This window comes from Enterococcus sp. AZ078 (assembly GCF_051714985.1).
GTDB classification, from domain to species: domain Bacteria; phylum Bacillota; class Bacilli; order Lactobacillales; family Enterococcaceae; genus Enterococcus_B; species Enterococcus_B hirae.
On record NZ_JBIOSW010000001.1, the window covers coordinates 2720001 to 2736076 of the forward strand.

11 protein-coding genes and 1 rRNA gene (1 of these 12 only partly in view) are annotated in these 16076 nt (G+C 39.7%); all 12 read right to left on the reverse strand.

Features of this window, described 5'->3' with window-relative positions; all coding sequences use genetic code 11:
* A 16S ribosomal RNA gene (locus IGJ18_RS12710) occupies nucleotides 1-786 on the reverse strand; it reaches 774 nt to the left of the window's first position.
* Between the two features lie 887 nt (nucleotides 787-1673).
* Entirely contained in the window at nucleotides 1674-3170 is a 1497-nt protein-coding gene (lysS, locus tag IGJ18_RS12715) for a lysine--tRNA ligase (protein WP_010720573.1), read from the reverse strand.
* 118 nt (nucleotides 3171-3288) lie between these two features.
* Entirely contained in the window at nucleotides 3289-4284 is a 996-nt protein-coding gene (dusB, locus tag IGJ18_RS12720) for a tRNA dihydrouridine synthase DusB (protein WP_034700012.1), read from the reverse strand.
* Complete coding sequence (hslO, locus tag IGJ18_RS12725; protein WP_010720575.1) at nucleotides 4285-5172, reverse strand: Hsp33 family molecular chaperone HslO; 888 nt, start codon at nucleotides 5170-5172, stop codon at nucleotides 4285-4287.
* 175 nt (nucleotides 5173-5347) lie between these two features.
* Entirely contained in the window at nucleotides 5348-7459 is a 2112-nt protein-coding gene (gene ftsH / locus IGJ18_RS12730; protein ID WP_010720576.1) for an ATP-dependent zinc metalloprotease FtsH, read from the reverse strand.
* A 90-nt stretch (nucleotides 7460-7549) separates the two neighbouring features.
* Complete coding sequence (gene hpt, locus IGJ18_RS12735; protein WP_010737292.1) at nucleotides 7550-8095, reverse strand: hypoxanthine phosphoribosyltransferase; 546 nt, start codon at nucleotides 8093-8095, stop codon at nucleotides 7550-7552.
* Nucleotides 8095-9537 (reverse strand): tRNA lysidine(34) synthetase TilS, encoded by a 1443-nt coding sequence (gene tilS, locus IGJ18_RS12740; RefSeq protein ID WP_207413799.1) that lies wholly within the window; start codon nucleotides 9535-9537, stop codon nucleotides 8095-8097. Before tilS ends, hpt begins: the two co-directional genes overlap by 1 nt.
* Before the next feature lie 110 nt (nucleotides 9538-9647).
* Nucleotides 9648-10130 (reverse strand): S1 domain-containing RNA-binding protein, encoded by a 483-nt coding sequence (locus tag IGJ18_RS12745; RefSeq protein WP_010720579.1) that lies wholly within the window; start codon nucleotides 10128-10130, stop codon nucleotides 9648-9650.
* A gap of 44 nt (nucleotides 10131-10174) precedes the next feature.
* Nucleotides 10175-10588 carry an FtsB family cell division protein gene (locus IGJ18_RS12750; protein WP_010737290.1) on the reverse strand — a complete coding sequence of 138 codons (414 nt, stop codon included), beginning with the start codon at nucleotides 10586-10588 and terminating at the stop codon, nucleotides 10175-10177.
* Nucleotides 10589-10650: 62 nt separating this feature from the next.
* A complete protein-coding gene (locus IGJ18_RS12755; RefSeq protein ID WP_010720581.1) occupies nucleotides 10651-10926 on the reverse strand; it encodes an RNA-binding S4 domain-containing protein in 276 nt (91 codons plus the stop codon).
* Nucleotides 10926-12536 carry a putative polysaccharide biosynthesis protein gene (locus IGJ18_RS12760; RefSeq protein WP_010720582.1) on the reverse strand — a complete coding sequence of 537 codons (1611 nt, stop codon included), beginning with the start codon at nucleotides 12534-12536 and terminating at the stop codon, nucleotides 10926-10928. The genes IGJ18_RS12755 and IGJ18_RS12760 overlap by 1 nt, the downstream gene beginning before the upstream one ends.
* A 15-nt stretch (nucleotides 12537-12551) precedes the next feature.
* Complete coding sequence (mfd, locus tag IGJ18_RS12765) at nucleotides 12552-16073, reverse strand: transcription-repair coupling factor (protein ID WP_438843402.1); 3522 nt, start codon at nucleotides 16071-16073, stop codon at nucleotides 12552-12554.
* Nucleotides 16074-16076: the final 3 nt, after the last annotated feature.

The window sequence follows — 16076 nt, forward strand, 5'->3', positions numbered from 1 at the left end:
TTTCGAGCCTCAGCGTCAGTTACAGACCAGAGAGCCGCCTTCGCCACTGGTGTTCCTCCATATATCTACGCATTTCACCGCTACACATGGAATTCCACTCTCCTCTTCTGCACTCAAGTCTCCCAGTTTCCAATGACCCTCCCCGGTTGAGCCGGGGGCTTTCACATCAGACTTAAGAAACCGCCTGCGCTCGCTTTACGCCCAATAAATCCGGACAACGCTTGCCACCTACGTATTACCGCGGCTGCTGGCACGTAGTTAGCCGTGGCTTTCTGGTTAGATACCGTCAAGGGATGAACAGTTACTCTCATCCTTGTTCTTCTCTAACAACAGAGTTTTACGATCCGAAAACCTTCTTCACTCACGCGGCGTTGCTCGGTCAGACTTTCGTCCATTGCCGAAGATTCCCTACTGCTGCCTCCCGTAGGAGTTTGGGCCGTGTCTCAGTCCCAATGTGGCCGATCACCCTCTCAGGTCGGCTATGCATCGTCGCCTTGGTGAGCCGTTACCTCACCAACTAGCTAATGCACCGCGGGTCCATCCATCAGCGACACCCGAAAGCGCCTTTCAAATCAAAACCATGCGGTTTCGATTGTTATACGGTATTAGCACCTGTTTCCAAGTGTTATCCCCTTCTGATGGGCAGGTTACCCACGTGTTACTCACCCGTTCGCCACTCCTCTTTTTCCGGTGGAGCAAGCTCCGGTGGAAAAAGAAGCGTTCGACTTGCATGTATTAGGCACGCCGCCAGCGTTCGTCCTGAGCCAGGATCAAACTCTCATAAAAAGTTCGAACAATCTTGCGATTGTTAAGCTCAATTGTTTGCTAGCATATTGCTTGCTTGTTAAAAATGTTTGTTGTCTTGAATCAATCAAGACGCCCTACACATTTGGTTTGTCTTTGCTTTGTTCAGTTTTCAAAGGTCTACTTGATTAAAAGCTAATCAGTTGAGATTGCCGTAGCAACTTTTATATCATATCAGAGCGACGTTTATTTGTCAACTCTTTTTTAAAAGTTTTTTTAACTTCATTTTTCAGAAGTGTTTCAGCAACTCATTTATCATAACTCATCATTTGTTATTTGTCAACAACTTTTTTGAAGTTTTTTTCGATAGAATCAAGCTTCGTAAGCTATTGTTTTTTAACGACTCAGTTATCTTATCATGTGATCTCTCACACGTCAAGAACTTTTTGAAGTTATTTTTTATTTTTGTCAGAAGTTATTTAGTGATAACTTTTGAACAAATAATAATATACCAACTAAACCTTTAACGGTCAACGAATTTTTTGTATTTTTTCAAGTTTTTTTTCATTGGACGATCATTTCTGTAATTTTAAAAATAATCATTCGTATTTTAATAGTTTTCCTGCGATATTACTCATCCCTTATTCTTTAATATTCGTTATAAATAAGAAGATCGTTTAATCAATCCACTCAAATACAAGCAAGCAATTCCTTTATCTATGCCTCCACATAATAAATTTCTCGATTATCCTCGCCTTGCGTTTTTTACCGTACCTCATTATTTCAAAAAAGAAACTGACAAAAAGTGGTGTAAGTTTTACGCTATCTATTAAAAATAGAGTGATCCTTTGACTTCTCTCTTTTACTAGATTATAAAAAAAGAAGCCAACAGTTCTTGGCTTCTTTTTTATTCATCATATTTACCATACCTAACGCATCGTTGGGAATAGTAAAACATCACGGATCGACTGTGCATCCGTCAATAACATAACTAAACGGTCAATTCCGATACCTAGACCGCCAGTTGGTGGCATACCATATTCTAAAGCTTCCAAGAAGTCTTCATCGACACCGTGTGCTTCATCGTTTCCTAGCTCACGTTCTTTTTCTTGGGCTTCAAAACGTTCTCTTTGATCAATTGGATCATTTAATTCGGTAAAGGCATTCGCAAATTCCCGACCAACGATAAACAATTCAAAACGATCGGTAAAGCGTGGATCTTCTGGATTCTTTTTCGCCAATGGAGATACTTCTACTGGATGTCCGTAAACAAAAGTTGGTTGTGTCAATGTTTCTTCCACAAAAGTTTCAAAGAACTCATTGATGACATGTCCTACGCCCATTGCTTCGGTCACTTCTACGTGATGCTCTTCAGCAAGTGCTAATGCTTCTTCTAATGTCATTTCTTTCCAGAAATCGACACCTGTTTGCTCTTTGATCGCATCTACCATATGGATACGTTTAAAGTCACTTTCCAAATCAACTGCTTGGCCATCATAAGTGATTTCTGCTGTACCAAGAACTTTTTGGGCTGCATTACGAATGATTCCTTCAGTCAAGTTCATGACATCCTGGAAATCTGTATAAGCGGTGTAAGCTTCTAACATCGTAAATTCTGGATTATGAGTTGTATCGATTCCTTCATTGCGGAAAACGCGACCGATTTCGTAAACTTTTTCCATTCCACCCACAATTAGGCGTTTTAAATGAAGTTCTAACGCAATACGTAAGTATAAATCAATATCTAGTGCGTTATGGTGTGTAATAAATGGACGAGCTGCAGCACCACCGGCTTCATTGTGTAAGACTGGTGTTTCTACTTCAATATAGCCATTACCATCTAAGTAACGACGGATTTCGCTAATAATTTGGCTACGTTTCATGAAGCGATCAAAACTTTCACGGTTACTGATCAAATCAAGATAACGTTGACGATAACGTTGTTCGATATTAGTCAATCCATGGTATTTATCTGGTAGCGGACGTAAAGCTTTTGATAAAATAGTGATTTCTGATGCCTTGATTGAAACTTCGCCAGTATCAGTCTTCATGATTTCACCTGTTACGCCAAAGAAGTCTCCTAAATCAGCATGTTTGAATACATCATAGGCTTCATCACCTACTTGATCTTTACGTACATAAATTTGGATTTGGCCTTCACGATCTTGTAAGTGAGCAAATCCAGCTTTTCCTTTACCACGACGAGTGATCATTCGACCGGCTACACTTGCAGTTAGCCCCATCTCTGCTAATTCTTCTTTTGTTCTTGGATCAAACAATTCATGTAATTCTTCTGAATTGTGCGTACGTTCAAATCGTTTACCAAAAGGATCAATCCCATTTTCTCTTAATTGCTCCATTTTTTGACGGCGAACAAGCATTTGATCGTTTAAATCTTCTACTTGATGTTGTTGTTCCTGTGTCACAAAAGTTCCTCCATTCTCATGTTATTCTCTTTCCTATAATGCCAATGAAACACAAAAAAAGCAAGCCGAACTTAAAGTTCGACTTGAAAATTCACGAAAAACTTAGAAAATCACTAGATTATTTCACAGATACTTTTTCTGTTTTCTCTAAAAAGCGGTCAAGCAGTTCATTGATTTCTACTTGTTTTTCTGCTTGATTGATTGCAACTTTTACTTTTGCTGCTCGAGAGATTCCTTTTAAATAATAGGAAGCATGTGTCCGAAATTCTCGGCACGCAACAACCTCCCCTTTTAAATCGACTAAACGTTTCAAATGTAATTTAGCGGTCTCGATTTTTTCTCTTGGTGTTGGTTCAGGGATTAACTCGCCGGTTTCTAAGTAATGCTGGGTGCGATGGATCATCCAAGGATTGCCTAACGCTGCACGCCCGATCATCACACCATCCGCTCCTACGTATTCTAACATTCTTTTAGCATCTTCCGGAGTTTTGACATCTCCATTGCCCATAAATGGGATTTTGAGCTGACTTTTAACTTCTTTCAATACTTCCCAGTTTGCTTTACCTTCATACATTTGTACTCTCGTACGTCCGTGCATGGCGATTGCACTGGCGCCAGCTGCTTCAGCCGCTAAAGCATTTTGCACAGCAAAGACATGTTGTTCATCCCAACCGATTCTCATTTTCACAGTAACTGGTACATCAACGGCAGAAGAGACAGCTTGCACCATCTCATAAACTTTATCTGGATCCAATAACCATTTAGCGCCTGCTTCTGCTTTGATGATTTTGTTCACTGGGCAACCCATATTGATATCAATGATGTCAGCCGCTGTATTTTCTTGAACGAATTGGGCAGCCTCGACCAAAGTATCTTTGTTTCCACCAAAAATTTGCAAGCTTAGTGGATGTTCTGTTTCTTCGATATGCAGCATCTCTAATGTTTTCTTGTTTCTAAAATGGATTCCTTGGTCACTGATCATCTCACAGACGACTAATCCAGCACCGAACTCTTTGACGGTCACACGAAAAGCTGAATTAGTGATTCCAGCCATCGGTGCGACAACTACTCGATTGGGAATTTCAACATGTCCGATTTTCCATGTATGTTCCACTTATTTTCCTCCCAGCGCTTCTGCTTTTAGCTCGGATAATTCTGCTTCACTGTATTCATACTTGTTGTTGCAGAATGAACAAACGGCTTCTGCTCCGTGATCTTCATCAATCATCGCTTGGATTTCTTCTGCCCCTAAAGCAATAATTGCTTCCCCAAATTTTTCTTTTGAGCAATCACATTTGAATTGTACCGGCATTTTCTCTAAAATATTCAACTCACTAGTTCCTAGTAAACCTTCCAGAATTTTTTCAGGTGTTAATCCTTCGTCTAATAAAGTAGAAATACGTGGTGTCGTTTTTAATTGTTCTTCGATTTTACTGATAGTTTCTTCATCTGCACCAGGCATGATTTGGATCATAAATCCACCAGCTGTTTTGATACTGTCATCCGTGTTAACTAAAACGCTCAATCCAACTGCTGAAGGAATCTGTTCTGAGATTGCAAGATAATAGGTAAAGTCTTCCGCAATTTCTCCAGAAACAATAGGTGTTTGTCCCGAAAATGGTTCTTTCAAACCGAGGTCTTTAGTAACACTGAACATCCCTTGCGTTCCCACAGCACCACGCACATCAATTTTTCCTGCTTCATTCAAAGGTAGGCTCAAATGAGGGTTTTGGATATAGCCTTTGACTTCTCCTTTGCCATTCGCATCTACCACAATCCCATTAGCCGGACCATTCCCTTGAATCCGCACAGTTAACTTGTCTTCGCCTTTTAGCGTCGAACCTAGTAAAAGTCCGCCAACAAGCGTACGACCTAATGCAGCCGATGATGTATGCCAAGTGTCGTGTCGTTTTTGGGCTTCTGCAACAGTATTTGTTGCTTGAACTGCATAAGCACGTACATAGCCATCATAGGCCAGTGCCTTGATCAAATAATCTTCCATTTATTTATGTACCTCTTTTCCGATTTTTAAATTCATAGTGAATCATACTAGTTACGCTGATAATTTTCAACTTATGAATGTTATCTTTTCTTTTATTTGCCTATTCTATAATAAAAAATAAAACAACTACTAAAAAAGAGCCACGACTTTTGTCGTAGCTCTCATTTTTTAGCGATTATTTCGGTTGATCATCCGAATCATCTGTTGAAGAAGTTTGATGTTCTTCTTCATTTAATTCTTTTTTCTCTTCTTCAAATTCTTTCTTATCGTGCTCAAAATCTTGCTTTTCTTCCGCTTGTTTTTCTGCGTCTTTTTCTTCCAAAGCACGTTTTGCTTCTTCAAAAGTTTGCGCTTCTTTTTCACTAGGATAGTTAGCAGATTCTGAACCTTCAGGCATAACACCTTTTTCAAATAAAGATTTGATTGCTTTCGCATCGAGTGTTTCAAATTCTAACAGTTTTTCAGCGATCAATTTATGTTGTGCTCGATGTGCTTCGATGATCTCATGCGCTTTTTGATGAGCTTCCATCAAAATCTTACGCACTTCTTGGTCAATTTCAAAAGCCACTTGTTCAGAGTAAGCTTTCGTTTGACCATAGTCACGACCAACGAATACTTGATGATTTCCTTCATATTGAACTGGACCTAAACGATCACTCATTCCATATTCAGTTACCATGCTTCGTGCTAGAGCTGTTGCTTGTTCAAAGTCATTAGAAGCCCCAGTTGATTGAACGTTGAAGATGATTTCTTCTGCTGTTCGACCACCAAGCAAACCAACGATTTGTTCAAACATATCTTCTTTTGTCATTAAGAATTGATCTTCTTTTGGTAAGGCGATCATATAACCACCTGCACGTCCACGTGGAATAATGGTTACTTTATGAACCACACGTGCCCGACTCAAGACTAAACCAACGATCGTATGACCTGCTTCGTGATAAGCCACCATTTCTCGTTCTTTTTTGCTGATTACGCGATCTTTCTTAGCTGGACCTGCAATCACGCGATCTTCTGCTTCATCAATATCTGAAGCATCGATTTTCTTCTTGTTACGACGAGCCGCAACTAAAGCTGCTTCGTTTAAGACATTTTCTAAATCTGCACCAGCAAAACCTGGTGTTTGTTGTGCCACGACTTTCAAATCAACGTCATCTGCCATCGGTTTGTTTCGTGCGTGAACACGTAAGATTGCTTCACGGCCTTTCACATCTGGACGACCAACTAAAATTTGACGGTCAAAACGTCCTGGACGTAAAAGTGCAGGGTCAAGTACATCTGAACGGTTTGTTGCAGCAATGACGATAACACCTTCATTCCCATCAAATCCGTCCATTTCAACTAGCAATTGGTTCAGTGTTTGTTCACGTTCATCATGTCCACCGCCCATGCCTGCGCCACGTTGACGACCAACAGCATCAATTTCATCGATGAAGATGATTGCTGGAGCATTTTTCTTCGCTGTTTCAAATAAGTCACGAACACGACTTGCCCCAACACCCACAAACATTTCTACAAAGTCAGAACCTGAAATAGAGTAAAACGGTACACCCGCTTCTCCAGCTACAGCTTTTGCTAACAATGTTTTACCAGTTCCTGGAGGTCCTTCTAAAAGAACACCAGCTGGGATACGTGCGCCTAACTCAACAAAACGTCGCGGATCTCTTAAGAATTCAACAACTTCAACCAACTCTTGTTTCTCTTCTTCTGCACCAGCGACATCTGAGAAGCGTACACGGTTAGCTTTTTTGTCGGCTTCTTTGGCTTTTGATTTACCAAAGTTCATGACACGGCCACCGCCGCCTCCGCCACCACCTTGTTGCCCCATCATCATATAGAAGAAGAACACAAGGATGATAATTGGTAAGAAGCTTAGCAATAAGGATACCCATACGCCACTGCTTGATTCTTCTTTGACTGTTGTAGCTACGTTATGTTCTTTCGCTAAATCAGTCACTTGGCTAAGTGTGGTATCGTTTGGCAAAATAATCGTTGTAAAGTGTGTCGTTTTTGTATCTGTCGATCCTAAGATAGCAAGTCCACCACTGTTAGAGACGGTTTGCTGTTCTTTATACTCTCCAGAAATTTTATATACACCATTTGCAGGTTGCACTTCAAATTCTTTGATTTTACCTGCTTGTAATTGTTCTGTAAATTTTGTGTACTCGATATCTGACGATCGTTGGCCGTTATTACCAAAGATAAAATATACGACCATAACCATCGCTAAGATTACGAGGACATAATACAAGGCATTTTTCATCATGCCATTGTTTTTTTTGTTCATAGTTGCCCTCCCTATGCGTTATTTTAATTTAGCATTTTTTTTATCAATCCTGACCATTCTATTGTAACACAATTTATAGTAGATACAGCACTAATTTGATTGATAAACGCTAGGCTTCAATACACCGATGTATGGTAAATTACGGTAAGCTTCTGCATAATCTAATCCGTAACCCACTACAAATTCATTAGGAACATTGAATCCAACATAGTCTGCTTCAATATCAACTACTCTACCTTCTGGTTTATCAAGCAATGTGACAATTTTCACTGATTTTGCTTTACGGTATTTAAATAGATCAACCAAATAAGCGAGTGTTCTTCCACTATCGATGATATCTTCAACGATCAGTAAGTCACGACCTTCAACATTGGTATCTAAATCTTTGACGATTTTGACTTCTCCTGATGAAACCGTTGCATTTCCATAACTTGAAACATCCATAAAGTCTATTTCCAAGTGAGCATCAATCGAACGTATGATATCTGCCATGAATGGAACAGCGCCTTTTAGAACACCAACAACGAGTGGATTATTATGCTTATAAGTTTCTGCCAATTCTTTGCCTAGTTCTTCACAACGAACTTGTATTTCTTCTCTTGTAATCAAAACTTTTTCAATATCCTTTTCTAACATCAGGTTCTCCTTCCAATTGCTTCTTTGTGATATTTGTAAAGAAGTATGTAGTGTATTTTATCAGTTTCTACACCAATACTCAAATAGGAATAGGTAAATGGGACCAAACTATAAATATTTTCATTTTGATCCCTCACGACCCATGCCTCTTTTCTTTGTGAATCAGGTACTTTGTTATCAATCAAATATCTGGATATTTTCTTTTTTAGTTTGCTATTTAGCTGGATACGCTCTCCTGCTTGTCTCTTTCCTACAAACAGTTCTTGATGTGAAGATAGCCAAAGATCATGAGAAAACTCGTCCCAATCATCTGCTTTTCTAGCTTCTTCGGCTGCTTCAGGTGTAAACAAGCCGATCCAGCAGCTTTCATCTAACCTGATGCGTTGATTCAACTCCAACTTATGTGCCTCTGTTCGTTCTTGTATTGTTTTTGAGGGATCAGCTTTCTCTTGGATAAGATAGATTTTTTCATAGCTACGTTGCAGAACCCACCCTCGTTCAAGAGTAATTTTCCATTGGCCTTTTTTCTGTTGACACTGTTGTAAAATCAGTTGGATTTGTTTTTCTTTGATCACGATCGCTGTTTTTTCAAAAAAATGATCAAAGAATGCGTATAAGAAATAATAGCTTTCTTCTTCTGGCATCTCCGCTAATAGTTTCCAAGGAAAATGCACCCGTTCGTTTTCTTCTACGACATTTTCCATCAAGACTTTCTTCATATGTGTTTGAATCAATCGATCTGCCCATTGGATCTGCTGCGAAAAACGTTGAAAATGAACCATTGCTTGTGGATTTTCTTGTTTTAGTTGAGGCAGAACCAAATGACGAAGGCGATTACGTTGAACATCCAACTCTTGATTCGTATGGTCTTCAAAATAAACCAGCTCTCGCTCTGAAGCATATTGATATAATTGCGCCTTACTAAATCCTAGTAACGGACGAATCAATCGACCATTGGAGAAGGGTTGGGCTTCTTTGATCCCAGCATAGGTACTAAGTTGCCCCCCACGCAACAACTTCATTAAAACCGTTTCCATTTGGTCATCCCCATGATGTGCCGTCATTAGGCAGTCATAGCTGCCGCTTTGCATCTGCTTCGCAAACACTTGATAACGAAACTCTCGAGCCGCTGTTTCAATGCCCTTTTTTGTTGGCTTTTCCCAAACTTCCACTTGTAACGGGAGTTGATGTTGTTGACAATACTTCTTTAAATACGCAACTTCATGAACAGATTCTTCTCTTAATTGATGATTGATATGGGTCACTGCCAAAAAGAAACCCCATTTTTTTTGCGCTTCCATCATTAAATCCAGAAGAACCATAGAATCTACTCCCCCAGAAACCGCCAGTAGCGCTCTTGTTTTTTCATTCAAATAACCATTGATTTCACAATTTGTCAAAAAACGTTGTCTGATCTTCCTTGCGTCTTGTTCTTCTTCCATCGAATCACTTCCTTGTTCCTTCTCGGCTTCGATCAACCTACCATCAAAGATTCCAATGAAAAAAAGAGCGGACAAAAGTCTGCGACAATTGCCTGCTCTTAAGTTTTTGGTTAGCTGCGACGTCCGCCGCGTCCGCCACGTTTACCTTCTGTATTGCGCTTCAAGGAAGTCAATCGATCATCACTATCCTTTAAAAATGAACTCATTAATGAATCGAAGTCTTCTTTATGGTTATTAGAAGATTGACTGCGAGAAAAAGGTTTTTTCTGTGTTGAACGACCTCGATTATCGCGAGGATCTCTTTGTTGGTATTTTTTTGGACGCTTATCATCATCTGATTCTGTTGATTCCGCTGGTTTTGGTTGTGTTTGACGGATTGATAATCCAATTTTACCATCATCATTAACTGAGATAACTTTAACAGTTACTTCATCACTGACACTTAAAACATCATGAATATCTTTGATATAGCCATTTGAGACTTCACTGATATGAACTAGACCAGTTTTTCCAGCTCCTAAATCAATAAACGCGCCAAAATTTGTAATTCCTGATACTTTTCCTTGCAGTTTTGCTCCTACCTCGATTGACATAAAAAAAATGTTCCTCCTAATTATTAACCTATTTATAATACTGCTTATTTTGCAGTTGTTGAACTAGTTGTTTGGTCTGTGTCATCCGTATTTGATTCTAATACTGGATAAACCTGCTCGCCTTCTTTTGAATAAAAGTATTTGCTTCTCGCAAGTTTCGCCACATAGTCATCATCTTTCAATAATGAGACATCCTGTGTTAGCTGATCCACATCAGCATTGACTTGGCTTAATTCCGTATTTGCTTCAACTTTCAATTCGTTTAATTGATTCATTCTTTGCATATCACGAAAAATTTGAAAACCTAAAATTGCGAAAATGACCAAAGCACCTATAAAAATAACTGCTAATCGACGTCTACGAAAAATCAACTGGCGTTGTTGTTCTTGAAATTCGACATATTTTTTCTTTGCATACTCTGTATCTAAAGCAGCAATTTTGTTGCTTTTTTTTGTCACTTCTCTTCGCTCCAATCTTTTTTGATTGTCGTTTTCATTATACCAATATCATTGAGGGTTGTCTAATCTATTTCGTCAGTGTTTTGCTTGCGAATCTCCGAAATGATCTCATACATTTTTTGAGCATCTTCTTTTTTCGTTGACTCATGTAATTCATTGACTTTTACTTCCATTGTTTTGTTTCCAAATTGGATCTTCAATTGATCGCCTACCTTGACATCACTAGAAGATTTAGCCAATTTTCCGTTGATTTGAATTCTTCCTTTATCTGCCACTTCTTTTGCTACAGAGCGGCGTTTGATAATTCGAGAAATTTTAAGAAATTTATCTAATCGCATTAGGATTCCTCACTTTTATTTTTTATAAGTTTATTAAATCGTAAAATCTTTTTTCCAAACGGTAACATCAACCATTCTCTAACCGTAAATAATTTTGTCCAGATCACAGCATTCACAAAGACGAACGCCCCGATTCCTACACCTGCTAAACTGGCAAAGAATGCAGAAGACCGATGAGCAACCGGGCCAAAAATCATCGTCAGTCCGCCATAATAAATCAGTAAGGCTAAGATCATCCATCCCAAACATTGAAGCAATTTACTTCCAAAGCGACGTTCTTTCCAGAACTGATTGATTTCACTAGTCTCCGTGTGGACAAAATACCATAGAGTGACAGCCAATCCTAGCAAGGTCGACAAACTAGCACCTACTGTCCCTAGATAACCAGTTAGAAACGGGGTTGCCAAAGCTTTGGCTAACAGCCCCCAGCCTGCACCTTTCAAAGAGGGACGAAAAGAATTTTTACTTTGGGCAATACTTTGATAGGTTTGGATGATTGCTGTTAAAGCAATTGCAAAGACGAATAGCACCAACGCTGCATTCCCAGCGTAATCTTTAAATAGCGCATAGTTGATATACGGTAAAAGCATAGCTAGACCTACAGAAGCAGCTAATGCTAAAGTCGTTGTTAACCGTAAATAGATTTTGGCAGTCTTTAGAAATTGACTATGCACAGCCGTCATCAAGTACTTCGTCAATGCAGGTAAGAAAGTCGCACTTAATGCAGTTGCAATCACTAGTCCTAATTGAACTAACGGTTGCCCACGATCATAGACCCCTTTTGCAATTTTTGCACTTTGTTCAGATAGTCCATAAACTTGAAGCGCATTTTTTACAAAAAATGAGTCGATCAGCTGAAAGAAAATCAGCAGACCACTATAGATTGACACTAAGCCCCCTTCAACTAAAAAACGCCGGATCAATCGTTTGTCAGGTCGTTTCGTGACCGAAAAATGTCGAAAACTTAACGCCCCACCATGGATCTTTTGTTCATAATAGCGCAACACACCATAGGCACAAAGTCCCCCGATGACTGCACCACTCATAGCCGCAGTTCCTGTTTGGTAAACTGACCAGCCAAATAGTCGAAAAGCAAAGGCACTGAAAACGATGATCGCCACTCTCACAAATTGTTCAACGACTTGTGAAACAGCTGTCGGTTCCATCAAAAATCTGCCTTGGAAATTTCCTCGATAAAAAGATAGTCCTGGCATCAGTAAGAAAGTAAATGAAACGATTTGGATCAGCGGTCGTAATTGCTGATCCCCCATCATCCAAGCAATCCAACGGCTAAAGAGAAAAGTAAACAGCCACAGAACAATCCCTGTCCAAAAAACTAATGGATAAAGCCGTTGCAGTGCTTCTTTTCGCTGAATTGGATCTTTTCGTTCAGCGACATATTTTGAAATGAATTGCGGTAAACCAGACAACGCTAAAGTCATGGCAATCCCATATATTGGGTATACTTGTTGGTATACATAAAATCCTTCATCACCAACTAAGTTTTGGAGCGGAATGCGGTACAGCGCACTTAGGACTTTTGCTATGAAAGAAGCAATCGTCAATATAAATGCGCCATGCATCACGCGACGCATCTCTTTATGGTCCAAAGTATTCGCTCCTTCCTAAGCAGACAGATATTTTTGTTCACGTAAAGCTTTGACAAAACGTTGGATTTCTTGCAACCAAACTGCTTCATCGGTCTTGTTAGAAACCGTTAGTCGAATCACCATTTTTTCTTTTTCTACACCTAAACTTGCTTTTAGTTTTGTTGCAGTCAAAGCTTCAAATAACTGTTCTACAGTATAGCGTTTTGTTCCTGCTTTACTTAGATTAAAGACGATAGTCTGCTGTTGCTTGCGAATTGTTTCAATCAAGGCGCGATCGCCATCCATTTTGATTTGACCAATCGTTAAGAGATGTGCCACCTCTTCAGGGTATTCCCCAAAACGGTCTAGAAGATCATCTTCTAATTCATCAAGCATTTCTTGTGAATCAAGTTCCCTGATCCGTTTATAGATTTCAATTTTCTGTCTTTGGTCCGAAACATATTCTTCTGGCAAGTAAGCATCGACCCCAAGATCGATTTCAACTGCTGTTTTTTCCACTTGGTTGTTCTTTCCTTGTTTACGTAAAACAGCATCACTTAACATTTGCGAATACATGTCGAATCCGACAGCATCAATAAAGCCGTGCTGCTGCGCACCTAGCAGATTTCCTGCTCCTCGGATTGATAAATCCCGCATAGCGATTTTAAAACCAGAGCCTAGTTCGGTGAAATCTTTAATGGCTTGAAGACGTTTTTCGCTGACTTCATTCAAGATTTTTTGTTGTTCATACATGAAGTAGGCGTACGCCACTCGGTTGCTTCGTCCCACACGACCTCGTAATTGATAAAGAGTCGATAGCCCCATGTAATCAGCATTTTCAACGAAGAGCGTATTCGCATTTGGAATATCGACACCCGTTTCAATGATCGTCGTTGTGACTAACACATCATATTGTCCTTCAATAAAATCAAACAATGTATTTTCTAATTGTGCTTCAGTCATTTGACCATGCGCATAACCGATTCGTGCTTCTGGTACAAGTTCTTGGATTTCTTCCACTTTTTGTTCGATCGTCTCTACTCGATTATAGAGATAGAACACTTGACCGCCACGCCCCATTTCTCGATGGATAGCTTCACGAATCGCTCCAGGATTTTTTTCCATCACGTAAGTTTGAATCGGATAACGATTGGCAGGCGGTGTTTCGATCACTGATAAATCACGAACCCCGAGCATTGACATGTGGAGTGTCCGTGGGATCGGTGTCGCTGTCAACGTCAAGACGTCCACTTGGGCACGTAGTTGTTTCAAACGTTCTTTATGTTTTACACCAAAACGCTGTTCTTCGTCAACGATCAATAACCCTAAGTCACTAAATTCAATGTCTTTAGATAAGATACGATGCGTTCCGACTACGATATCGATTTGTCCAGTACGTAATTGTTCAATCGTTTCTTTTTGTTGTTTTTTCGTTCGGAAACGACTCAATAGACCTACATTTACTGGAAATCCTTCAAAACGTTCCAACATCGTTTCATAATGTTGTTGGGCGAGAATGGTCGTAGGAACTAAAAAGGCAACTTGTTTACTTTCCTTGACGGCTTTAAAAGCAGCTCGTAAAGCCACTTCCGTTTTACCGTAGCCAACATCACCAACGAGCAAACGATCCATCGGTTTTTCTTTTTCCATATCTCGTTTGATCTCTGCGGCACTCCGTAATTGGTCATCCGTTTCAGAGTATGGGAAGGCATTTTCAAATTCTTTTTGATACCCATCATCCGGTCCAAACGCATACCCTTTTTCTGATTCTCTGGCAGCATATAGTTTGATCAGATCATCTGCGATATCTTCAATTTTAGACGAAACCTTTCTTTTGGTTTTCGTCCATTCACTACTGCCTAATTTATTGATACGAGGTGTTTTTGATTCAGAAGCAACATATTTTTGGATCAAATTCAGCTGGGTAACCGGAATAAATAATTTATCGTCATTTTGATAAAGGATCGTCATATAGTCTTGATGGACACCATCCACTTCTAACGTTTCCATCCCAATATATTTACCGATCCCGTGATTTGCGTGAACGACATAGTCGCCTGCTTTTAGTTCATTATAGCTTTTTAAACGTTCCGCATTAGTTACGGTTTGTCGCCGTGTTTGTTTCTTCGTCGTTTTTTGGAAAATTTCTTTTTCCGTAATTGCGACTATTTTCTCTTGAGGAAGTTCGAACCCTGTTTGCAGCGCCCCTTCCACTAGTTGCACTTGTCCTCTGATCAGTTTTTCTTTTTCGGTTTCCACGACTAGGATCTCTTCATCACGTAACATCTGCTCCGCTTTTCTAATCCGTTCTTTCGTAGGAATAAAGATGACTACTGTTTGTTCTTGCTTACGCCATCGGTCCATTTCTGTTTTCAATAATGGCATTTGACCGAAAAATTGTTGCATCGTACGATATTGAAAATTGTGAATCGCTTGAAAACGTAAATTCCCCATACCCTTTTGAAAAAGCGCAAAAAAAGTCGTCACAAATTTTTCTTTTTGAACTAATTTATGGACATCATTGACAAAGACTTGCTCTGAGAAGACACGTAATTCACTTATTTTTTGTGTTTGCCATTCAGCTGCTTCTCTTTCGATCTCCCGATTTGTTTCCATGATTCGTTGATAATCATCCACAATGAATAAACTACTTGTTGGAAAATAATCAAGGATCGTCGTTTCTTCTTGATAAAGAAGATCAGCATAAAGTTTCGCGTCTTCTGTCGGATTTCCTGCTTGCCATTGCGCGATCACTTGTCCAAAATAATCCTGCACGAATTGGCGGTCTGTTTCTTCTGAAATCGTCGCTAGTTTCTTTTCTAACAACTTTTCCAGTCGGTCGATCCCATGAAGTAAATCAGCTTGGTCGTAGACCTGTTCACTTGTCGGTGCGATCCAAATTTCTGTTACTTTTTCGATCGAGCGTTGAGTTTCTACTTCAAAATATCGCATGGAGTCAATCTCTACATCAAATAATTCGATACGTACGGGATGTTCGAGATTGATCGGATAGATATCAATGATGCTGCCACGAATACTATACTCTCCCGTTTTTGCCACCATCTCAACTCGTTCGTAGCCTAATAAAGTCAATAGACGAGGCAGATCGTCAACGGCTATTTCCTCTCCCGTTCGCCAAGTCAATTGGGCTTGTTTCCAAACTTTTGGACTGGGTAATCGTTTATGCAATGCTGCTACTGGTAATAAATAGACCCCTGGTTGTTTTTGTTGCAGGGCATTTAGTGTAGCAACTCGTTCTCTTCTTGCTTCTGGGGAAGAAAAAGCCATTTCCGCAGAAAGAACTTCATCTACTGGAAAAGAATGTATTTGTTCTGCTGGCAAAACATGTTGCAAATCTTCTGCTAGTTGATTCGCATAATACAGATTAGGCATTAATACGACTAAGTTTTTCTTTGTTTTTTTGAACGCTCGAGCAAAGAGAAGAGTTTTGGCTGAACCAGCTAAACCAGTGATCAATTGTCTTGGTGATTTTTCTTCTATCTGGTTGAGCCATTCCTTTACCTGTGGATCTTTACCAATTAATTGAACGATATCCATTTT